The 20,349-nt window shown below is 67.8% G+C and carries 18 protein-coding genes; 5 read left to right on the forward strand and 13 right to left on the reverse strand.

Translation table 11 applies throughout. The features are described 5' to 3' along the window. Positions 1–142: 142 nt before the first annotated feature. The 6 genes from mutL to B161_RS0109005 all read right to left on the reverse strand — a co-directional run bounded on the left by mutL (position 143) and on the right by B161_RS0109005 (position 6,805). Positions 143–1,999: a DNA mismatch repair endonuclease MutL gene (mutL, locus tag B161_RS0108980; protein ID WP_018633059.1), complete on the reverse strand. Its 1,857-nt coding sequence runs from the start codon at positions 1,997–1,999 to the stop codon at positions 143–145. Positions 2,000–2,073: 74 nt separating this feature from the next. Further along, positions 2,074–3,495, reverse strand: a complete 1,422-nt coding sequence (locus tag B161_RS17560) for a M16 family metallopeptidase (RefSeq protein WP_018633060.1) — start codon at positions 3,493–3,495, stop codon at positions 2,074–2,076. Beyond that, the gene (locus B161_RS0108990) at positions 3,492–4,862 is read right to left on the reverse strand and encodes a M16 family metallopeptidase (RefSeq protein WP_169338275.1); all 1,371 of its coding nucleotides are present in this window, start codon (positions 4,860–4,862) and stop codon (positions 3,492–3,494) included. The genes B161_RS17560 and B161_RS0108990 overlap by 4 nt, the downstream gene beginning before the upstream one ends. Before the next feature lie 129 nt (positions 4,863–4,991). Continuing rightward, positions 4,992–5,603, reverse strand: coding sequence for a DUF3035 domain-containing protein (locus tag B161_RS18835; RefSeq protein ID WP_169338276.1), 612 nt, complete (start codon positions 5,601–5,603; stop codon positions 4,992–4,994). Between the two features lie 205 nt (positions 5,604–5,808). Further along, complete coding sequence (gene lspA / locus B161_RS0109000; protein WP_018633063.1) at positions 5,809–6,294, reverse strand: signal peptidase II; 486 nt, start codon at positions 6,292–6,294, stop codon at positions 5,809–5,811. Between the two features lie 217 nt (positions 6,295–6,511). Continuing rightward, positions 6,512–6,805, reverse strand: a complete 294-nt coding sequence (locus tag B161_RS0109005) for a hypothetical protein (protein ID WP_018633064.1) — start codon at positions 6,803–6,805, stop codon at positions 6,512–6,514. Positions 6,806–7,078: 273 nt separating this feature from the next. On the opposite strand from B161_RS0109005, the gene B161_RS17570 reads away from it, so the two are divergent. Together B161_RS17570 and B161_RS0109015 are read left to right on the forward strand one after the other, a co-directional pair. Next, positions 7,079–8,341, forward strand: a complete 1,263-nt coding sequence (locus tag B161_RS17570; protein WP_018633065.1) for a TIGR04063 family PEP-CTERM/XrtA system glycosyltransferase — start codon at positions 7,079–7,081, stop codon at positions 8,339–8,341. 93 nt (positions 8,342–8,434) lie between these two features. Beyond that, entirely contained in the window at positions 8,435–9,049 is a 615-nt protein-coding gene (locus B161_RS0109015; RefSeq protein ID WP_018633066.1) for a 2-hydroxychromene-2-carboxylate isomerase, read from the forward strand. On the opposite strand, the gene B161_RS0109020 is transcribed toward B161_RS0109015, so the two are convergent. Then, a complete protein-coding gene (locus B161_RS0109020) occupies positions 9,046–9,507 on the reverse strand; it encodes a RidA family protein (protein ID WP_018633067.1) in 462 nt (153 codons plus the stop codon). The two genes, B161_RS0109015 and B161_RS0109020, sit on opposite strands and share 4 nt — an antisense overlap. Positions 9,508–10,073: 566 nt before the next feature. Between B161_RS0109020 and B161_RS20040 the strand changes: the two genes are divergently transcribed. Next, entirely contained in the window at positions 10,074–10,205 is a 132-nt protein-coding gene (locus tag B161_RS20040; protein ID WP_018633068.1) for a hypothetical protein, read from the forward strand. Positions 10,206–10,281: 76 nt separating this feature from the next. Here the strand turns inward: B161_RS20040 and B161_RS0109030 are convergent, their stop codons facing one another. The 3 genes from B161_RS0109030 to groES all read right to left on the reverse strand — a co-directional run bounded on the left by B161_RS0109030 (position 10,282) and on the right by groES (position 12,997). Then, positions 10,282–10,842 carry a YbhB/YbcL family Raf kinase inhibitor-like protein gene (locus tag B161_RS0109030; protein WP_018633069.1) on the reverse strand — a complete coding sequence of 187 codons (561 nt, stop codon included), beginning with the start codon at positions 10,840–10,842 and terminating at the stop codon, positions 10,282–10,284. 164 nt (positions 10,843–11,006) lie between these two features. Next, entirely contained in the window at positions 11,007–12,647 is a 1,641-nt protein-coding gene (groL, locus tag B161_RS0109035; protein WP_018633070.1) for a chaperonin GroEL, read from the reverse strand. A gap of 59 nt (positions 12,648–12,706) precedes the next feature. Beyond that, complete coding sequence (gene groES, locus B161_RS0109040) at positions 12,707–12,997, reverse strand: co-chaperone GroES (protein WP_018633071.1); 291 nt, start codon at positions 12,995–12,997, stop codon at positions 12,707–12,709. A 608-nt stretch (positions 12,998–13,605) separates the two neighbouring features. On the opposite strand from groES, the gene B161_RS0109045 reads away from it, so the two are divergent. After that, the gene (locus B161_RS0109045) at positions 13,606–14,208 is read left to right on the forward strand and encodes a response regulator transcription factor (RefSeq protein WP_018633072.1); all 603 of its coding nucleotides are present in this window, start codon (positions 13,606–13,608) and stop codon (positions 14,206–14,208) included. A 213-nt stretch (positions 14,209–14,421) separates the two neighbouring features. Next, positions 14,422–14,967: a DUF3617 domain-containing protein gene (locus B161_RS0109050; protein ID WP_018633073.1), complete on the forward strand. Its 546-nt coding sequence runs from the start codon at positions 14,422–14,424 to the stop codon at positions 14,965–14,967. 48 nt (positions 14,968–15,015) lie between these two features. Here the strand turns inward: B161_RS0109050 and B161_RS0109055 are convergent, their stop codons facing one another. From B161_RS0109055 to B161_RS0109065, 3 genes are all read right to left on the reverse strand, one after another. Further along, entirely contained in the window at positions 15,016–17,211 is a 2,196-nt protein-coding gene (locus B161_RS0109055) for a 3-hydroxyacyl-CoA dehydrogenase NAD-binding domain-containing protein (protein WP_018633074.1), read from the reverse strand. A 12-nt stretch (positions 17,212–17,223) separates the two neighbouring features. Continuing rightward, positions 17,224–18,435: an acetyl-CoA C-acetyltransferase gene (locus B161_RS0109060; protein ID WP_018633075.1), complete on the reverse strand. Its 1,212-nt coding sequence runs from the start codon at positions 18,433–18,435 to the stop codon at positions 17,224–17,226. An 81-nt stretch (positions 18,436–18,516) separates the two neighbouring features. After that, positions 18,517–20,310: an acyl-CoA dehydrogenase C-terminal domain-containing protein gene (locus tag B161_RS0109065; RefSeq protein ID WP_018633076.1), complete on the reverse strand. Its 1,794-nt coding sequence runs from the start codon at positions 20,308–20,310 to the stop codon at positions 18,517–18,519. Between the last annotated feature and the right edge of the window lie 39 nt (positions 20,311–20,349).

Here is a 20,349-nt window from a genome sequence, read left to right on the forward strand (position 1 = left end):
CCCTGCTGAGTTTTCGGATTGCGCTGGTTTTTTTGGGGGGCGCGCAATTTATCCGAAAACTCTGCTGAGTTTTCGGATTGCGCTGGTTGTTTTGGGGGGCGCGCAATTTATCCGAAAACTCTGCTGAGTTTTCGGATTGCGCTCATCGCCGCCCGAACATCTTTTCGAGATCCGCCTGTTTGAGCCTGATGGCCGTCGGGCGGCCGTGGTTGCAGACGTTGGAGCCCGGCGTGGCCTCCATCTCGCGCAGAAGGGCGTTCATCTCGGCGAGGGTCAGCGCCCTTCCGGCCCGCACCGAGCCGTGACAAGCCATCCGCGATAAGGCCGCGTCGATCCGCGCCTCCAGCGGCGAAGCGGCCTCCTCGGCCAGAGCCTCCGCCAGATCGCCGAGCAGCGGCCCCATGGCGGCGGTCCCGAGCAAAGCCGGAGTCTCCCGCACGCAGAGCGCGCCCGGCCCGAAGGGCTCCACGACCAGCCCCAGAGCCTCCAGCTCCTCGGCGGCGGCGAGGATGCGCTCCGCCGCGAGGGCGTCCATTTCGACGATCTCCGGAATCAGCAGCGGCTGACGCGCCACGCCCCCCGCCTTGCGCTGACGCTTGAAGCGCTCATAGACGAGGCGCTCATGGGCGGCGTGCTGATCCACCAGGACCAGAGCCTCGCCGCTTTGCGCCAGAATATAGGTCTCGAAGACCTGCCCCCGCGCATAGCCCAAAGGCGGCTCTTCCTGCGGCGGGGGAGGCGCTTCGGGCTGCGCTTCGGCGGCGGGCGGCGGGGAAGGGCGCTCTTCGGTCCAGAGATGGGCCGTCGCGTTCTCCTCCAGAGCCAAAGGCGCCTGAGCGGCGGCGTGACGCGCCAGTAAAGCCGGATGGGGCGGAGCGGGCGCGAAATCCGGGCGCCGGGCAGGGGCGGGGAAGGCGGGGGCGGGGCTCGCCGAAGGGAAAGGCCCCGCGACGACCGATCCGCCGCCTAAGCTGACGCTGCGTCCCGCCGCCGCCGCCAGAGCCGCCCGAACCGAACCGATGAGGAAGCCGCGCAAAGCCTGAGCGTCGCGGAAGCGGGCCTCGGCCTTGGCGGGATGCACGTTGACGTCCACGCGCTCGGGCGGGACTTCGAGATAAAGCGCCGCGCCGGGCTTGCGTCCGGCGGGGAGGAAGTCGAGATAGGCCGCCCGCAGCATGCCCAGAAGCTGACGATCCTTCATCGCCCGTCCGTTCAGCGAGATGAAGATCTGGCCTTCCGTCGAGCGGCTCCAGCTCGGGAGGCCGATCAGCCCGCCGAGCTTCATGCCGTCGCGTTCGGCCTCCAGCGGCAGGCTGTTCTCTAAGAACTCCCGCCCGAGCGCCGCCCCCACCCGCGCCCGACGCGCGTCGAAGAGATCGCCGGAGCCGGTGACGTAATTCAGAACCGCGCGCCCTTCGTCGGTCAGATGAAAGGCGACTTCGGGCCGCGCCAGAGCCAGAGCCTTGAGCGCTTCGGCGGCGGCCTGAGCTTCGGCGCGTTCGGTCTTCATGAATTTCAGCCGGGCGGGGGTGGCGAAGAAGAGATCCCGCGCCTCGACGACCGTGCCGCCCCCCAGAGCCGCAGGCTCGACGGGCGTCAGGCGTCCGCCTTCGATCTTCAGCCGCCAAGCCTGATCCGCGCCTTTGCGCCGCGACCGGATCTCCAGACGCCCCACCGCGCCGATGGAGGGCAGGGCCTCGCCGCGAAAGCCGAGGCTTCCCGCGCCGAAAAGCCCTGAGCCGTCGGTTTTCGAAGTGGCGTGACGCGTGGCGGCGAGGGGCAATTCCTCGGGGGTCATGCCTTCGCCGTCGTCGGCCACGCGGATGAGCTTGAGCCCGCCGCCCTCCAGCGCGACCTCGACGCGCTTGGCGCCGGCGTCGAGGGCGTTCTCGACCAGCTCCTTGAGCGCCGAAGCCGGGCGCTCGACCACCTCTCCGGCGGCGATGCGGTTGACGGCCTCTTCGGAGAGCAGCCGGATGCGGGACGGAGCGGGAGCCATGGGGGCGGAATCCTCTCTCTTGAGGGTCTTCCGCCCTTATAGCCCGCTCCGGCCGCCGCGCGAAGCGCCTGAGCTTAAGGGACCGCCTCCTGCGCGCCGGGCGCCTGCGCCTGAGCGGCCGGGCCGCCGACCACCGAGAAGACGAGATCCTCCGGCTTGAGCACCCGCCGCGCCGCGCGCTTCACGTCCTCAAGGGTCACGGCGGCGATGGCCTGATTGCGGGTGTGGATGTAGTCGATGCCGAGCCCTTGGCTGCGGCTGCGCACGAGGAACTCCGAAAGCCCCATGTTGGAGCTGATCCCCAAGCCGAAGGAGCCGATGAGATAGCGTTTGGAGCGATCCAGCTCGGCTTGCGTGGGGCCTTCCTCCGCCATGCGGGTCCATTCGGCGCGCAGGATCCCGATGGCCTCCTCCACCCGCTCGTTGGCGACCGCCACCATGCCCATGACCACGCCCGCGCGGTCATAGACCCGCAGGCCCGCCGAGACGGCGTAGGTCATGCCGCGCTTATCGCGCAAGGCGGCGTTGAGCCGGGAGTTCGCCCCATAGCCGCCGAGGATATGGGTCATCACCCGGGCGGCTTCATATTCGGGATCGTCGTTGTCGATTCCGCCATGGCCGAAGACGATCACGCTTTGCTCCCGGTCGAGGAATTCGCGGATCACCCCCGGCGCCCGGGCGGGCTGGACGGGCGGCGGAGTCTGAGCGGCTCCGGCGGGCAGATCGCCGAAGGCGGCGTCCACCAAGGCGGCGAGCCGCTCCGGGGTCACGTCGCCCACCGCCGAGACGATCAGCCGGCTCCGATCCGTCAGCCGGGGCAGAACCTCCAGCAGATCCGCGCGGGTCAGCTTCGCGTAATCGGCCTCTCCGCCGCGATAATCATGGCTATAGGGGTCGTTCGGGAAGAGGCGCTTCAGCAGGGCGATCTCGGCGAGATTCTGCGGATCGGCGTTCTGGTGCCGCATGAGCGCCGTGCTCTGGGCCTTGACCAGCGCGATGGCCTCGGGATCGAAGCGCGGCTCGACCAGCGAGAGGCGCACCAGCTCCATGGCCGCCTCCAGATGCTCGGAGGGCGACCAGAGCGTGATCGACAGATCCTCCGAGGCGGTCATATAGACGAGGCGCGCGCCCAATTCGTCGCGGGCGTTTTGAAAGGCCCGCGCGTCGAGTCCGCCCGCGCCCTCCTCCAGAAGCCCGCCGACGAGGAAGGAGGCCCCCGTGCGCCCCGGCGCGTCGGAGAGCCCGCCGCCGCCGAATTGCGCGTTGAGCGCCACCGCCGGAAGGCTCGGCTCGTATTTCAGCCAGACCGAGAGCCCTTTGGGCGTGACGATCTCCTGCGGAGCGTCGGCGGGATCGGGGAGGGAATGGGCGGCCTCTTCGGCCGCCGCCGCGCCGCCGAGCAGCAGCAGCGCCAGACCCGCCCGCCGCAGAAGCCGCAGCGGCGCCTGCGAGAGACTCCGCGCGGCGGAGAAGGAGGAGATGAAAGCGGCGGTCATGGCGCGACCTCCGTCTGAGGAGGCTGTTGGGGCGTCTGAAGGCGGCCGGTCACCGAATATTCGATCTTCAGCCAGCGCGCGGCGGCCTCGCGCATCTGCTCGGGCGTGACGGCGCGCAGGCGGTCGGGCCAGGCCTCGACCTCCTCGATGGTCCGGCCGACGGCCAGCGCCGCGCCGTAGCGTTCGGCGAGGTGGAATTGATTATCCTGCGTGAAGAGCGCGTCCGAAAGGATGAGGGTCTTGGCGCGGGCCAGCTCCTCCTCGGTGGGGCCTTCGGCGATCATGCGGGCGATCTCCCGGTCCACGAGGTCCTCGACGAGAGTCATGTCCACGCTGGCGTCCTTGGGAAAAACGAAGATGGAGAAAGTGCCGATGTCGGCCATTTCTCCCTGATAGCGCGCTCCGGCGTAGGCGGCGGGGGCCTCCTCGCCTTCGATGAGGGCCCGGCGCAGACGGCTGTCGGCCGAATCGCTGGAGCCGAAGATCTGGGCGAGCAGCGCCAGAGCGGGCCCGTCCTGAGGATCGGCGGTGGTGGCCACGGCGTAAAAGCGCTGGAACAGCGGCAGCACCACCCGGGGATCGCGCATTTCGATGCGTCGGGCGGCGTAGGACGGCGGCTCCGAGGCGCGGGGCGGGCGGGCGCCGACGGGCTTGAGCGCCCCGTAATATTCGCGGGCCCAAGCCTCGACCTGCTCGGGGTCCACGTCTCCGGCGACCACCAGAACCGCCCGATTCGGGCCGTAATGGCGGTGATAGAACTCCAGAGCCTTCTCAAGGCTCAGGCTTTCGATCTCATGGCGCCAGCCGATGGCGGGCGTGCGATAGCGATGGTTCTTGTAGAGCGCAGCCTTCATTTCCTCGCCGAAGCGTTCGACAGGATCGCTGTCCACGCGCGACATGCGCTCTTCGAGCACCACCCGCCTTTCGGTCTCCACCTCGGCGGCGTCGACCCGGAGGCTGCTCATGCGGGCGGCCTCCATCTCCATGACCAGCGGCAGCCATTGCGGCGCGATGCGCTGATAATAGGTGGTGTATTCATGGGTCGTCCCGGCGTTGTCCACGCCGCCGTGGTCGGCGATGATCCGCGAGAAATCGCCGCTGCCGAAGTCTCCGGCGCCTTTGAAGGTCAGATGTTCGAGGAAATGGGCCACGCCCGAGAAGCCGGGCTCCTCATCCGCGGCCCCGACCTTATACCACATCATATGCGTGGCCGCGGGCGCGCGGTGATCCTCGATCACCACGCCCTGAAGGCCGTTGTCGAGATTGAAGGTGGTGACCGCCGGGGCGGCTGCGGCCGCCGTTCCCAATGCGAGGCAAGCCGCCAAGCTCAGGAAAAGAGATCCGCCTGGCGGAATCCTTGTCTGCACGTAGAGTTTCCTTTTGAGGCCCTGCGTCGCTCGGGGCCGGCGCGTCGGGTCGGATTGTGCGCACGATGTAAGGTTTTCGCGGCGCGCGAGCAAGATTTTCGCAAGAGGCTCCAGAACGGCCCTCATGGCTCAGGGCGCCGTGGAGGCCGAGGCGGCGGAGGCGGAAGGCGGAAGCAGCAAAGGCGGAATCGCCCGAACGTCCGACAGCGGCGCGGCTTCGGGGGCGTCCTGACCGAGGCGGCGCATTTCGGCCAGAGGCTCCACGAGCTCGCCGGAGGATTCGCCGCGCAGACGCTTCAGGCCGGGAAACCAGCGGTCGAGGAGATATTCCGGCTGTTCGGCGGCCTCGGCCGCGACGAGCGCCCGCACCTCGCCCGAGGCGGCCGGAGCCCCCGCCGCGCTGAGCAGAGCGCTTTCCGCGCCCGAAGGGGCCGGCGCATAGGAGAGAGGCGCTGAAGCCGCAAAGCCGGGCGCCGCAAAGCCGACCGCCGGAGAGCCGGGCGCCGAAAATCCGAGAGAGCCGGCGCCCAGCGGCGCTTGTCCCAAAACGACCGTGTTCGGCGCAATCGGCTGGGCTCCGACGGGCTGGCCGCCAAGGGCGCTGAGGGCCATGGCGCGCGGGTCGGCCTCCAGCGGCGAGACGGCGCCGGGCGCGGGCGGCGGCAGAGCGGCGAGATCCTGCGGGATTTCAAGCGCTCGCGTCGGCATCACGACGAAGGCGTCCGGAGGATTCTTGTCCACGCCGAGAGCCTCCCGAATTTGGAAGCCCGCGCCCCCGCAACCGGATGCGCAAACGGCGATGGCCATAAGCGCGGACGCCGTTCTGATTTTCGCCATTTCAGGCCTCCTTTGAGGTGCCCTTGGGGCGCCTTCAAGCGCCCGGATCTCTCTGATTTTCATATCCCACCTCGGTTCGCCGGACAAGGCGCGTCGAAACGGGACGCGCTCACGAAGGCGTCGGAGACCCGCTGCGCCAAGCGACCAGAAGCGCCCCCAGAAAAATCGCTATGTCCGCGATATTGAAGGCGAAAGGATTCCGAATCCCGCAACAGGAGACGTTGAGGAAATCGGCCACGGCCCCATGAAGCACGCGATCCAAAGCATTGCCGAGCGCCCCACCGGCCAGCAGGCCCGCGCCCAAAGCGAACAGCCGGTCGCCCGCCCGGCGCCCGGCCCAGATCAGAACTCCGGCCGCCACCACGAGCGCCAGACCGGCCAGCGCCCATTTCGTCCAGCGCGCGTCCGAGGCGAAGAGGCCGAAATTGATCCCCGGATTCCAAGCGAGATGGAAAGAGAGCCAAGGCGGCAAAACCTCGATGACGCCCAGACCCCTGAGGTCGAGACGTTCGAAAACCCACCATTTGCTGATCTGATCGGCGGCGAAGACGGCGAAGGCGATCGAACCGGCCAATCCGGCGCGCGCGAGGCTCATGCGGCTTTCTCCTGAGGGCCCGGAACCGGGAAGGGCGCGACCATAGGCGCTCGACGCCGGAGGCTCAAGACCCGGAGGCCGACCCTATCCTTCGCTCAGGACGTCGTCGAAAAGGGGGCGGGAGAGGGGGAAAGGAGAAATCGGAAAGGCCAGGGCGAGCCGGGGGGGCGGGCCGGAAGCGGGCCGGAGCCGCGCCCGGCTCCGCGCGCAGGGGGCTTCAGCGGAGTCCGCCGCCGCGCAGGCAGCGCTGATATCGCTCTTCGGCGAGGCGCTTCTCATAATCATAGAGCGGGCCGTCCGAAGGATTGCGGGGCGTCGGGCCGGTGCGGTAGCCGGTGGCGTCGATGCGGTCCATGGCCGCCTGCATGCCGCCGCAGTCCAGACTGCGGACGTCGGGGAGCTGGAGGCTGTGCCCCGTCGAGGTGGTGAAGCCGTTTGCAGCGGCGGGCTGAAGCCACAGACCCGTCGCCGCAATCGCGGCGGCGGCCAAACGCAGCGCTGCGATCATCATGTCAAATCCTTGTCTCTGAGCCCCGGAACGCGACCGCCCGAAGCTTTGGGGCGCCCCGTGGACGACAACTTGACGCGAACGCGCGGCGGAAATAGGGCGAGGGTTCGGCGAATCAGTCCAAATCATCGCCTTATTGCGGCGTAAAACATGGTAAGACTTTGAATTCTCACAATACGAGCGAAAGGATACGCTCGTCGGAACCTGAGCGGCCTTAAGCCCTTCTTGAGAGCGAATCGGGCATAGCCGGAGAAGACCTTTCACGGCGGAGCCTCCATGCGCGTCCTGCACGTCCTCGATCATTCCGCGCCGCTGCAGAGCGGCTACGTCACGCGCAGCCTCGGCGTCTTCGCCGCGCAGGAGGCCATGGGCTGGACGCCCGTCGGGCTGACCACGCCGCGTCATGAGCGGGCTCTGCGCCGCGCCGCCGCGGCCGCTCCGCGCGAGGAGCGCGCCGGAGGGCGCCGTTTTCTGCGCACGCCGGATTCGCGCGGCGGATTTCCGGCCCTGCTGCGCGAGATGTCGGCGAGCTACCGGCGAATCCTTCAGGCGGCGTCCGAAGACTCCTTCGACGTGATTCATGCCCATTCCCCCGCTTTGAACGCCTTGCCGACGATCCAGGCGGGGCGCCGACTCGGTCTTCCCGTCGTATATGAAATCCGCGCCTTTTGGGAAGACGCCGCCGTCGATTCCGGGCGATTGAGGGAAGGCGGGCTCCGCTGGCGGTTGCAAAGACGCATGGAGGAGGCCGCCGTGCGCTCCTCGGACGCGGCGGCTGTCATCTGCGAGGGGCTGAAATCGGATCTCGTGGCGCGGGGATTCGCGCCGGAGCGTCTGACGCTGCTGCCCAACGCCGTGCGGGCCGCCGATTTCCCGAGCCTCGGGCCGCGCGACCCCGAGGCGGCGGCGGCTCTGGGTCTGGGCGCGGGGCCGATCTTCGGCTTCGCGGGCTCCTTTTACGCCTATGAAGGGCTGGATCTGCTGATCGAGGCCCTGCCGGAGGTCCGTCAGGCTCTGCCGGGGGCGCGGCTGCTGCTCATGGGCGGCGGGCCGGAGGAGGAGGCTTTGCGGCGTCTGGCGGCGCCTTTGGGCGAGGCCGTGGTCTTCACGGGGCGGCTCGCGCGCGAGGAGCTGCGGCGGCGCTTCGCGGCTCTGGACGCGGTGGTCCTGCCGCGCCGGGCCATGCGTCTGACTCATCTGACCACGCCGCTCAAGCCTCTGGAGGCCATGGCTCTGGGGCGTCCGGTGGCGGCCTCGGACGTCGGCGGACACAAGGAGTTGATCCGCGACGGCGAGACGGGGCGGCTTTTCCCCGCCGGAGACCGCGCGGCTCTGGTGGCGGCCATGGTCGAGACGGCGCGGGACTGGCGCTCCGGGGCGCTGGAGGCGCAGATCGAGACGGCGCGGGCCGAAGTCCTGCGCGAACGCGATTGGGCGGCGGCGGGGCCGCGCTATGCGGCGCTCTACGCCGAGGCGGCGCGGCGACGGGCGGCGCGGACCAAAGCGCCGCTTCCGGCCTGGGCCTCTTCTCTGGGCTAGGCCGCGAAGGCGGATTGCGTCGGGGCTCCTCCCGGCGCATCCTGCGTCCCGCCGCCCCGAACTCAAGAGGGCGGGCGCGCAGGAGGAGCCCGGATGTCTGAGCCTGTTCTTGAGGTCTGGTTCGATTTCGCGTCGAGCTATTCTTGTCCCGCCGTGATCCGGGTCGGAGATCTGGCGCGGGCGAAGGGGGGCCGGATTCTCTGGAAGCCCTTCATCCTCGGGCCGGTCTTCGCCCGCAACGGCCTGACTCAGCCGCCTTTCCTCGTCAGCGAGGATAAGCGCGCCTATATGATCCGCGATCTGGAGCGCCTTTGCGCGCCGCTCGGCCTGAGCTTCCGCCTGCCCGAGCCCTTTCCGCAAAACAGCGTTATGGCCGTGCGGCTGGCTCTGGCGGTCGAGGCGGAGCCTTGGGCTGAAGATTTCTACGTCCGCCTCTTCCGCGCCGAATTCGGCGCGGGCGCCCAGCTTCAGGATCCGGCGGTTCTGGCGGAGATCCTCGACGCCATGGGCCGGGACGGCGCGGCGCTCGTCGAGCGCGCCCGGAACGACCTCGACCTCAAGGCGGCCTTGCGGGCGCGGGTCGAGGAGGCGGCTCAGAAGCGCCTCTTCGGCGCTCCGAGCTTCATAACCTCCGGCGGAGAACTCTTCTGGGGCGACGACCGCCTCGAACAGGCGCTCGATTGGGCCGCCGCGCCCGAGAAGCTTTAGGCGATCTCGAAGACGCCCTCGATCTCGACCGGCGTGCCGCGCGGCAGAGAAGGCGCGCCCACGGCGGCGCGGGCGTGGCGTCCGGCGTCGCCGAGGATCTCGACCAGCACGTCCGAGGCGCCGTTGACCACTTCGGGATGCTGCGTGAACTCGGGGCCGGAGGCGACGAAGGCCGTCAGCTTCACCACGCGCTTCAGCCGCGAGAGGTCGCCGCCGAGCGCCGCCTTGACCTGAGCCAGCAGATTCAGCGCGCAGAGCTTGGCGGCTTCTTTGCCCTGCTCGACGCTCACGTCCTGACCGACCAGACCTTTGATCGTCAGAGCGCCGTTCGACATCGGCAATTGCCCCGAGACGAAGACCAGATTCCCCGAAACCACGAAAGGCACGTAATTGGCGGCGGGCGCCGCGGCGCTCGGCAGAGTCAGGCCGAGTTCGGCAAGGCGGGCTTCGACGGACATGCGGATCTCCTTTTGTGCAGATGATCCGCGAAACTCGCGCGCCGGAGCCGCGAAGGCAAGAGGGAAGGGCCTCCGCGCAAAACGGCGGCGGCGCATGGGCAATGAAAGATGGAGTTCCTCCCGCGTCTCCGCAGCTTCTAACTCCGGCGAATTCAGCGAACGGGAGGGGAGGATGGGCGCGGAGCGGAGCATGAGGCCCGGCGGTTCGGCGATTCTCGCGGCGGCCTTCGGCGCGGCTCTGGAAGGGCGCCGGATGCGGCGGCTGCGGAATTCGCTCCGGGCGGCGGGCGGCGGGCGGCGGGGACGGCCCTCCGCTCTAGGAGAGCGACGACCGGGTCGCGGAGGGCGGCGTGCCGCTGTCCTCCCGCAACCGCATGGGGGAGGCGGGAGAGCTGGGCCTCCGGCTTCGCGCCCTGACGCCGCTGGAGCCCGAAGCTTGTCCCTGAGGCCGGGCGCAGAGGCGGCGCGACGGAAAAAAACGCGCTTTCCCGCCCGCCGAGCCTTGTTTCCGGGGCTCGCGCCTCCAAGGTGAATCCGGCGTGAAATCTTGTTCCGGGAGACAGAAGATGAAGAACCTCCGCCTTTCCGCCGTTCTGATGCTCGTCGCGGCTCTGGCCGCCGGCTGCGCCAACACCGTGCGCGGCGTCGGCGCCGACGTGAAGGGCACCGCTCAGGCCGTCGAAGACGTCGTCCGGTGAGGATTTCAGAGGCTTGAGCCTCCGCGTCGGGCCGCGCTCCTCCGAGGAGGGGCGCGGCCTTCGTCTTGTCAGGGCCTCAGCGGCTGTAGGTCAGCGTCCGCCGGACCGAGCCGAGGCTATGCCCCTCGACCATGGCGCCGGTCAGGCCGCCGGTGGCTCCGGCGAGATCCGGCAGCTTCCCGACGCTCAGGGCGTAGAGCGTGAATTGATAGCGATGCAGCCCATGGCCGACGGGCGGGCAGGGGCCGCCATAGGCGAAGGGGCCGAAATCGGTGTAGCCCTGACGCGCGCCCTCGGGCAGAGCGCCGCTTTCCGGGCCGCCCGCGCCTTGCTCCAGTCCCGTGGCCGAGGCGGGGATGTCCAGAACCGCCCAATGCCAGAAGCCGGAGATGGTCGGGGCGTCCGGATCGTACATCACGAGCGCGAAGCTTTTGGTCCCTTCGGGCGCGCCGCTCCAGGAGACTTCCGGCGAAACGTTGCCGCCCGAGCAGCCGAAGCCGTCGAAGACCATCTCCTCAGGGACGCGGGCGCCCTCTGCGAGGCCGCCGACCTCCAGCGTGAAGGGCGCGGCCTCCTGAGCGAAGGCGGAGGAGGAGGCGAGCAGGGCGCTCAGGAAGGCGAGGGGCGGGCGGCGCATGGAGGATCTCCCGAATCCATGAAAGAACGGCCGCGCCATTCTGACGGCTCCGCGCGGCGGCGTCTTCTCCCCGATGGTCGCGCGCCCTGAAAAAACCCCCTCCCGCTCGCGCGGAAGGGGGCCTGACTTGCGAAGGCCGGAGGACCGGGCTTCCGATCCTGAGATCAGAAATCCATGTCGCCCATGCCGCCCATGCCGCCGCCGGGCATGGCGGGGGCCTTCTTCTCGGGCTTCTCGGCGATGGCCGCCTCGGTGGTGATCAGCAGGCCCGCGATGGAGGCCGCGTCCTCAAGAGCATGGCGCACGACCTTCGCGGGGTCGATGATGCCGATCTTGAAGAGATCGCCGTACGAGTCGTTCTGAGCGTCGTAGCCGAAGTTGGCGTCGCTGGACTCGAGCACCTTGCCCACGACCACCGAGCCGTCCACGCCGGCGTTGTCGGCGATCTGACGGATCGGCGCCTGAAGCGCGAGACGGATCAGCTCGAAGCCGCGCTTCTGGTCGTCGTTGGCGGCGGCCGAGGAGTCGATCTTCTTGGAGGCCTTCAGCAGCGTGACGCCGCCGCCGGGGACGATGCCTTCCTGCACGGCCGCGCGGGTCGCGTTGAGGGCGTCGTCCACGCGGTCCTTGCGCTCCTTGACTTCGACTTCGGTCATGCCGCCGACGCGGATGACGGCCACGCCGCCCGCCAGCTTCGCCAGACGCTCCTGCAGCTTCTCGCGGTCGTAGTCCGAGGTGGTCTCCTCGATCTGCGCCTTGATCTGGCCGACGCGGGCGTCGATCTCGGCCTTGTCGCCGGCGCCGTCCACGATGGTGGTGTCTTCCTTGGCGATGCGGACCTTGCGGGCCTTGCCGAGCATGTCGAGGGTGACGTTCTCAAGCTTCATGCCGAGGTCGTCGGAGATCAGCTGGCCGCCGGTCAGGATCGCGATGTCCTGCAGCATGGCCTTGCGGCGGTCGCCGAAGCCGGGGGCCTTGACGGCGGCGATCTTCAGGCCGCCGCGCAGCTTGTTGACGACCAGCGTGGCCAGAGCCTCGCCCTCGACGTCCTCGGCGATGATCAGCAGCGGCTTCTGCGACTGGATGACCGACTCGAGCAGCGGGATCATCGGCTGAAGCGAGGAGAGCTTCTTCTCATGGAGAAGGATCAGCACGTCCTCAAGCTCGGCGACCATCTTGTCGGCGTTGGTCACGAAGTAAGGGGAGAGATAGCCGCGGTCGAACTGCATGCCCTCGACGACTTCGGTCTCGGTGTCGAGGCCCTTGTTCTCCTCGACGGTGATCACGCCCTCGTTGCCGACGCGCTGCATGGCGTCCGCGATCTGACGGCCGATCTCGCTCTCGCCGTTGGCGGAGATGGTGCCGACCTGCGCGACCTGATCCGAGGTCTCGACCTTCTTGGCGATGGCCTTGATCTCGGCGACGACCTGCTGCACGGCCTTGTCGACGCCGCGCTTGACGTCCATCGGGTTCATGCCGGCGGCGACCGCCTTCATGCCCTCGCGGACGATGGCCTGAGCCAGAACCGTGGCGGTGGTGGTGCCGTCGCCGGCCTCGTCGTTGGTGCGCGAAGCGACTTCGCGGACCATCTGGGCGCCCATGTTCTCGAACTTGTCGGAAAGCTCGATCTCCTTGGCGACGCTCACGCCGTCCTTGGTGATGCGGGGGGCGCCGAAGGATTTGTCGATGACCACGTTGCGGCCCTTGGGACCCAGCGTGACCTTCACGGCGTTGGCGAGGGTGTCGACGCCGCGCAGAATGCGGTCGCGGGCGTCGCTGTTGAACTTCACGTCTTTGGCGGCCATGAGAGGCGCTCCTTAAATTCTATGGCGATGAAGGAAGGGAGGGGCGATCAGCCTCCGTCTCAGACCTCGAGAACGCCGAGGATGTCCGATTCCTTCATGATCAGAAGGTCTTCGCCGTCGATCTTCACTTCGGTGCCCGACCATTTGCCGAAGAGGATGCGGTCGCCGGCCTTGACGTCCGGGGCCACGCGCTTGCCGTCCTCGTCGCGGGCGCCCTTGCCCACCGAGACCACGACGCCCTCCTGGGGCTTCTCTTTGGCGCTGTCGGGGATGATCAGGCCGCCCTTGGTCTTCTCGTCGCTCTCGACGCGGCGGACGAGCACGCGGTCGTGCAGGGGATGGAATTTCATGGGAAGCTCCTGAAGCTTTCGGCTTGCCCCGGCCGGCGGGCCGGGCGGAATTCTGGAGCCCGGCGCTGGCCCGAGCGGGCCGCCTCCGGGGCGTTGGCACTCATCAAAGGCGAGTGCTAACGACGTCGAGGGGGGATATAGACCGGGCCCGGAAGAGCGTCAAGGCCGTCGCGCGCAAAAGATCAGGCGGTCCGGAGGAGGCGGGCGGAGGTTCGGGGCCTTGGCCGGGGCGGGGGCGGGGCGGGGGCGGGGCGGCGGGAAACCTATCCGAAGGAACAGGATCGGATAAACTCCGCATCTCTCTTTTTGCGATGCGCGAATCACGCCCCGCTTCCGCGCTGCGGCGGCGAAGAAGGCCGGGCGCGCTCCGCAAGCCGGGGCGGATCAAGGCGAGAATAAGGCGATATTCCGCTATCAGACGAAAATCTCTGATAAAATCTCGTGATGAGAGAGCAAGACTAACCCACCGAATAGGGTCCCGACGCCGCTCAAGCCCTTGTGGGGAGGCGCTGATTCGCTTAAAGTTAACGCCAGTTCCAAAACGAGTTTGAAGACCTGTCCGACGTCGCTCCTTCGCCGCGTTGGGCCACGATCCAGCGGGGGACCGAATGCGGATTTTATTGGCCGACGATCATGGACTGGTGCGCGACGCGCTGGGCGATCTGCTGCGCCGGACCGACGCCGAGCCGATTCTGGCTTCGTCGCTCGACGAAGCCATCGCCGTGGCTGCGGCGGCTTCGGAGCCCTTCAGCGCGATCGTCCTCGACTATATGATGCCCGGCATGAACGGCCTCGACGGGCTGGAGAAGATGAAGGCGGAGGCCAAAGGCGCCCCCGTGGCCATCATCTCCGGCGCGGCCGCGGGCGAGGTCGCCGCGCGCGCCAAAGCCGCGGGAGCCGCCGGCTTCCTCTCCAAGACCGACGGCGCCGAGGCCCTCGTGGACGCCATCCACGAAATCGCCGACGGCGAGCAGATCTTCCCCGAAGAGCCCATCGGCCCCTCGGATGAAACCGGCCTCACCCGCCGCGAACGCGAGGTTTTGAGCTATCTCTATCGAGGGCTTCAAAACAAAGAGATCGCCCGGGTGCTGAACTTGCGCGAAGTGACCGTGAAGCTCCATGTGCGTTCGGTCTGCCGCAAGCTGAAGGTGGCCAATCGGACTCAGGCCGCCATGCGCGGCCGTGAGATGGGCGTCCTGCCGACCATTTGACGCGGTCGCCCTTCGGATCGCCTGCAGAGGGACAGGCGCGCTTCTTTATCGCTATCTCCACTGACTTAGAGCCTCGTTCCTTGCGGACGAGGCTTTTTTCCTGTCCCAATCCGATCAAGGGCCTGATCGGGGGGAGGCTTGACCGGGGGAGGGCGGATCGGTCAGAAGGCCCAAGGGCGAAGAGCCCATGATCCTGATCCCGGAGAGCCCTGCATGCGCCTCAGCCGTCGTTTCGCCCTCGCCCTCGCCCTTGGGGCGCCGCTCGCAGGCTGCGGCGAGAGCGAGAAGGCCGCCGCTCCGGGCTTTCCCGAGCGCGCGCCGGGGCTCTGGGAGCAGCTTTCGGCCATAGACGGGCTGGAGGCGCGGGGCGTCTCCCGGGTCTGCGTGGATTCCGCTTCGGATCAGACCCTCTGGGCCTTTTCGCAAGGGCAGGGGTTTTGTGCTCTGAAGGAGAAGAAGGCCGGAGGCGCCTATGTCGCGGAATGCCGTCAGGGCGGGTTGATCCTCACCAATGACATCGCGCTCTCGGGCGATTTCAAAAGCGCCTATGAGATGAAGATCTCCACCCGCATGGCGGCGGGCGACAAGGCCACGCCTATGGAGAAGCTCATGGCGTCCTCGCCCGCGCCCTCCGCGACCATCTCGGCGCGGCGGATCGGGGATTGTCCGGCGGGGATCCGGCCCGGGGATTTCCTCATCGACGGCGCGGTGGTCAGCAATCTCGTCGAGCGCGCGGCGGATCTTCAGGAGCAGGATTGAAAAAGGGGGCCGCGAGGCCCCCTTCCATGCGGCGTGAGGTGAGGCCGATCAGGCCGCCGCCTTCTCCTGAGGGGCGAAGCGGCCATAAAAGCTTTCGCCCTTCGCGGCCAAATCGCGCAGGATCTTCGGCGCCGTGAAGCGCTCGCCGAATTTGGCGGTCAGCTCGTCGCAAAGCGCGACGGCTTTTTTCGCGCCCATGAGATCCAGCCAGGAGAAAGGCCCGCCCGACCAGGGCGCGAAGCCCCAGCCCATGATCGCGCCCACGTCGCCCTCGCGGATGTCGGTGAGCACGCCCTCTTCGAGCGCCCGCACGGCCTCCAGAGCCTGAATCAGCAGGAGGCGGTTCGTGACCTCCTGAGCGGCGGGCTGGTCGGCCTTGGGCGGCCAGAGCTGACGCAGCTCCGGCCAGATCCCCTGACGCTTGCCCGCCTCGTCATAGACGTAAAAGCCCGACTTCGACTTGCGGCCGAGGCGTCCGCGCTTGCCCGCCAGCTCCTCCAGCACGTCGTCGGCGGGGGAGGCGGGATAGGCCGCGCCCATGGCCGCCTTGGTGGCCGTCGCGATCTTCAGGCCAAGCTCAAGCGAAGTCTCGTCGGTGAGCTGAAGCGGCCCGACGGGCATTCCGGCGTTCTTGGCGGCGTTGTCGATCAAGGCGGGCTCGACGCCCTCGGCCACCATGCGGATTCCCTCGTTGAGGTAAGGGATGATGCAGCGGTTGGCGTAGAAGAAGCGCGCGTCGTTGACCACGATGGGCGTCTTGCGGATCTGCCGGACGTAATCCAGAGCCTTGGCCACGGCGGCGTCGCCGGTCTTCTCGCCCTTGATGATCTCGACGAGGTTCATCTTGTGGACCGGAGAGAAGAAATGCACGCCGATGAAGTTCTTGGCGTCGCGGCTGGCCTTGGCGAGGCCCGAAATCGGCAAGGTGGAGGTGTTGGTGGCGAAGATCGCGTCCGGGGCGAGATGGGCCTCCGCCTTCTGAGTGGCCTCGGCCTTGATCTTCGGATCCTCGAAGACCGCCTCGATGACGAAATCGCAGCCCTTGAGCGCGGCGTAATCCGGCGTGGCGGTCACGCGGGCCAAGACGGCCTCGGCGGCCTCCTTGGTCATGCGCTTCTTGCTCACGCTTTCCTCAAGCAGCCCGGCGATGGTCGCCTTGCCTTTGTCGGCGGCGGCTTGGTCGCGGTCGATCAGCACGACCTCGATTCCGGCGTTGGCCGAGACATAGGCCACGCCCGCGCCCATCATGCCCGCGCCCAGAACGCCGAGCTTCTTGGTCTTCATGTCCGGCACGCCCGTCGGGCGGTTGGCGCCCTTCTCGATGGCCTGCTTATTGATGAAGAGGCTGCGGATCATCGCCGAAGAGCGCGGGTCCATCAGCACATGGGTGAACCAACGCGCCTCGATGCGCAGCGCGGCGTCCATGGGGACCATCGCGCCCTCGTAGATCGCCGAGAGCATGGCGTTGACCTGAGGCATGACTCCGGCGGTCTTGCCATGGGTCATGGCCGCGCCGCCGAGGAAGTTCGGCATGCCCTGAGGCGTGTAAGGCGCGCCGCCGGGGAATTTGAATCCCTTGGCGTCCCAAGGCTTCACGGCGTCGGCGGGAGTCGCGGCGCGCGCCCAGTCGACGGCCTTCCGCACGAGTTCGTCGGCGGGGACGATCTCGTCGATGACCATATTCGCCTTGGCCTTCTTCGGATCGAGCAGCTTGCCTTCGAGCAGAAGGGGCGCCGCGCCGAGAAGTCCGAGCATGCGCACGAGGCGGGTGGTGCCGCCCGCGCCGGGGAAGACGCCGACCATCACTTCCGGCAGGCCGAGCTTGGCCTTGGGGTTGTCGGCGGCGAAGCGGCGATGTCCCGCGAGCAGAAGCTCGAAGACGCCGCCCAGAGCCGTGCCGGGAGTCGCCACCGCGACCGGCTTGCCGCCGGTCTCGATCCGCCGGTAGACGCCATGCAGCGCCATGACGAAGCCGAAGAGCGCTTCGGCGGGATTGCCGCCTGCGGCCTCGGCCTTCAGGCGGATTTCGGCCAGCATGTTGAGATCCACGCCGCCGCCCATATCGGGCTTGCCGGAAGTGATGACGATGCCTTTGACCGCGTCATTGGCCAAAGCGGCCTCGACTTCGGCGGAGAGGCTTTTGATTCCGGCCTCGTCCAGCACGTTCATCGAACGGCCGGGCAGGTCGAAGGTGAGGACGGCCACGTCGCCGCCGTCGATGCGGGTGGTGAAAGCTTCAGTCATGACCATTCCTCCTTACAGGCGCTCGATGATGGTGGCGGCGCCCATGCCCGAGGCGACGCAGAGCGTGCAGAGCGCGGTTCCCTTGCCGCTGCGCTCCAGTTCGTCGAGCGCCGTGCCGATGATCATGGCGCCGGTCGCGCCCAGAGGATGGCCCATCGCCATGGCCCCGCCATTGACGTTGACCTTCGCCGGATCGACCTGAAAAGCCTGAAGGAAGCGCAGCACCACGGCGGCGAAGGCTTCGTTGACCTCGAAGAGATCGATGTCGCTGATCGACATGCCCGCCCGCGCGAGGATCTTCTCCGTCGCCGGAACCGGGCCGGTCAGCATGATGCTCGGGTCGGAGCCGACCTTGACGCTGCTGCGGATGCGGGCGCGCGGCTTGAGGCCGAGCTTTTCGCCGATCTCCTTGGAGCCGACGAGGATCGCCGCCGCGCCGTCCACCACGCCCGAGGAGTTCCCCGCGTGATGCACGTGGTTGATGCGCTCGATCTCGGGATATTTCAGCTGAAGCACGGCGTCGAAGCCGGGCATGACCTCGCCCTGCTCCTTGAAGCTGGGTTTCAGTCCGCCGAGGATCTCCAGCGTGGTGCCGGGACGAATGGTCTCGTCGCGGTCGAGGATGGTCACGCCGTTGACGTCCTTCACCGGAATGACGGATTTCGCGAAGCGGCCCTCGGCCCAAGCCTGGGCTGCGCGCTTATGGCTCTCCACGGCGAGGGCGTCGCAATCCTCGCGGCTGAAGCCGTATTTCGTGGCGATGAGATCCGCCGCCACGCCCTGAGGCGCGAAATAAGCCTTATAGGCCGAGATGGGATCCACCGCGAGGGCGAAGCCGTCCGAGCCCATCGGCACGCGGGACATCATCTCCACGCCGCCCGCGACGTAAAGCTCGCCGTCTCCGGCCTTGATCTGATTGGCCGCCAGATTCACCGCCTCGATGCCCGAGGCGCAGAAGCGGTTGATGTGCAGGCCTGGCGCGCGGTCGTGGTAATCGGCGTAGATGGCGGCGGTGCGGGCGACGTCCGCGCCCTGCTCGCCGACCGGGGCGACGCAGCCGAGGATCACGTCCTCGACCAGCGAGGTGTCGAGGCCGTTGCGGTCGCGCAGAGCCTTCAGCGTCGTGGCGGCGGCGTGCAAAGAGGTGACTTCATGCAAAGAGCCGTCGGATTTGCCCTTGCCGCGCGGCGTGCGCACGGAATCGTAGATATAGGCCTCGGCCATAGGAATCTCTCCTTGGGGGAATGGGAGCGACCCCCGTCCGCGCGGCGAAGACGTGCGGCGGGCGGGGGCGAGGCGTGCAACTTAAAAAGCGTCGTCGGCGAGCGCCATCAGCGGCGCCGAGCCGGTTTTGATCCGCGCGAGGCGGAAGGCGGTCTCGGGCGCCTGACGCTGCATGTAATAGCGGCCCGTGGCGAGCTTGGTCTCGTAAAAGGCCCTCTCGTCGGTCCCGGCGGCGAGCGCCGCCTTGGCCACGACCGCCGCCCGCGCCCAGACATAGGCGAGGCAGACATGGCCCATCAGATGCAGGAAGTCGGTGGAGCCCGCGGCGGCGTCGTTGGGGTTCTTCATGCCCTTCTCAAGGAAGAACATGAGCGCCTCCTGCATGTCCTTGGAGGCCGCCTTGAGCGGATCGAGGAATTGCGCCTTCAGCTCTTCGTCGCCTTCGTTGGCCTTGAGGAAGGCTTTGATCTCGCCGATCAGGGCCTGCATGGCCGCGCCGCCCTTCTGAGGCAGCTTGCGTCCGATCAGATCCAGAGCCTGAACGCCGTTGGCGCCCTCGTAGATCATGGCGATGCGCGCGTCCCGGACGAATTGCGAGGCGCCCGTCTCCTCGATGTAGCCATGGCCGCCGAAGATCTGCTGCATGTCGACGGCGGTTTCAAAGCCCTTGTCGGTCAGGAAGCCCTTGACCACCGGAGTCAGCAAGGCGATGAGCAATCCGGCCTTTTCGCGCTCGACGGGGTCTTCATGGCGCTTTTCGGCGTCGATGAGGGTCGCCGCCCAGAGGAAGAAGAGCCTTCCGCCCTCGACGAAGCTTTTCGCCTCCATGAGCATCCGGCGCACGTCCGGATGCACCATGAGCGTGTCGGCGGGCTTGTCGGGCTCGACGGGGCCGGTCAGAGCGCGGCCTTGGCGGCGGTCCTTGGCGTAGGCGAGGGCGTGCTGATAGGCCGCCACGCCCTGCGAAAGTCCTTGCATGCCCACCATGAGCCGCGCCTCGTTCATCATGGTGAACATGGCGTTGAGGCCCTTATGTTCGGCGCCCACGAGCCAGCCCGTCGCCTCGTCGTAATTCATGACGCAGGTCGAATTGCCGTGGATGCCCATCTTCTCCTCAAGCTTGCCGCAAGCGAGGCTGTTGCGGGCGCCCAAGGAGCCGTCGGCCTTCGGAATGAACTTCGGCACGACGAAGAGCGAGATGCCCTTCACGCCCTCCGGCCCGCCGACGATGCGCGCCAGAACCAGATGGGCGATGTTCTCGGCGAGGTCGTGCTCGCCCGCCGAGATGAAGATCTTCTGGCCGGAGATCTTATAAGAGCCGTCGCCGTTGGGCTCGGCCTTGGTGCGCAAAAGCGCGAGATCCGTGCCGCAATGGGGCTCGGTGAGGTTCATCGTGCCGGTCCATTCGCCCGAGACGATCTTGGGCAAATAGAGGTTCTTCAGCTCCTCGGAGCCGTGGACGCTGATCGCCGAATACACGCCGTGGCTCAGGCCCGGATACATCATGAAGGCCATGGCGGCGGCGGACTGCATCTCGCCCACGGCGGAGTTCAGCACATAGGGCATGCCCTGTCCGCCATATTCCTCGGCGCAGTCGAGGCCCGTCCAGCCGCCCTCGCGCAGGGCGTTGAAGGCGGTCTTGAAGCTCTCGGGCGTGCGCACCACGCCGTTTTCAAGCTTCAGATGGAGATGGTCGCTCTCGACGTTCAGCGGCGCGAGCAGGTCGCGGGCGATCTTGCCCGCCTCCTCCAGAACCGCGCCCGTGAGGTCTTCGGTCAGGTCGGGGTAGCCCGCGACCGAGCCCTGATCCTGCGTGCGCAGGACTTCATGCAGGGCGAATCGGAGATCGCGGAGGGGCGGCGCGTAATCGGCCATGGGTCTTCTCCCTGAGACGTTTTTTAGGCGCGCTGGGAC

It is taken from the genome of Neomegalonema perideroedes DSM 15528 (assembly GCF_000374145.1).
GTDB classification, from domain to species: Bacteria; Pseudomonadota; Alphaproteobacteria; order Rhodobacterales; family Rhodobacteraceae; genus Neomegalonema; species Neomegalonema perideroedes.

Excerpts from the sequence above, each read along its gene's own strand:
- B161_RS0109030 (WP_018633069.1), bottom strand. The coding sequence starts at position 10,842 with ATGCGCCGCCCGCCCCTCGCCTTCCTGAGCGCCCTGCTCGCCTCCTCC.
- groES (WP_018633071.1), bottom strand. The coding sequence starts at position 12,997 with ATGAAATTCCATCCCCTGCACGACCGCGTGCTCGTCCGCCGCGTCGAG.
- B161_RS0109060 (WP_018633075.1), bottom strand. The coding sequence starts at position 18,435 with ATGGCCGAGGCCTATATCTACGATTCCGTGCGCACGCCGCGCGGCAAG.
- B161_RS0109055 (WP_018633074.1), bottom strand. The coding sequence starts at position 17,211 with ATGACTGAAGCTTTCACCACCCGCATCGACGGCGGCGACGTGGCCGTC.
- B161_RS0109045 (WP_018633072.1), top strand. The coding sequence starts at position 13,606 with ATGCGGATTTTATTGGCCGACGATCATGGACTGGTGCGCGACGCGCTG.
- B161_RS17560 (WP_018633060.1), bottom strand. The coding sequence starts at position 3,495 with ATGACCGCCGCTTTCATCTCCTCCTTCTCCGCCGCGCGGAGTCTCTCG.
- lspA (WP_018633063.1), bottom strand. The coding sequence starts at position 6,294 with ATGAGCCTCGCGCGCGCCGGATTGGCCGGTTCGATCGCCTTCGCCGTC.
- B161_RS0109050 (WP_018633073.1), top strand. The coding sequence starts at position 14,422 with ATGCGCCTCAGCCGTCGTTTCGCCCTCGCCCTCGCCCTTGGGGCGCCG.
- B161_RS0109065 (WP_018633076.1), bottom strand. The coding sequence starts at position 20,310 with ATGGCCGATTACGCGCCGCCCCTCCGCGATCTCCGATTCGCCCTGCAT.
- B161_RS17570 (WP_018633065.1), top strand. The coding sequence starts at position 7,079 with ATGCGCGTCCTGCACGTCCTCGATCATTCCGCGCCGCTGCAGAGCGGC.
- B161_RS0109005 (WP_018633064.1), bottom strand. The coding sequence starts at position 6,805 with ATGATGATCGCAGCGCTGCGTTTGGCCGCCGCCGCGATTGCGGCGACG.
- B161_RS20040 (WP_018633068.1), top strand. The coding sequence starts at position 10,074 with ATGAAGAACCTCCGCCTTTCCGCCGTTCTGATGCTCGTCGCGGCTCTG.
- B161_RS0109020 (WP_018633067.1), bottom strand. The coding sequence starts at position 9,507 with ATGTCCGTCGAAGCCCGCCTTGCCGAACTCGGCCTGACTCTGCCGAGC.
- groL (WP_018633070.1), bottom strand. The coding sequence starts at position 12,647 with ATGGCCGCCAAAGACGTGAAGTTCAACAGCGACGCCCGCGACCGCATT.
- B161_RS0109015 (WP_018633066.1), top strand. The coding sequence starts at position 8,435 with ATGTCTGAGCCTGTTCTTGAGGTCTGGTTCGATTTCGCGTCGAGCTAT.
- mutL (WP_018633059.1), bottom strand. The coding sequence starts at position 1,999 with ATGGCTCCCGCTCCGTCCCGCATCCGGCTGCTCTCCGAAGAGGCCGTC.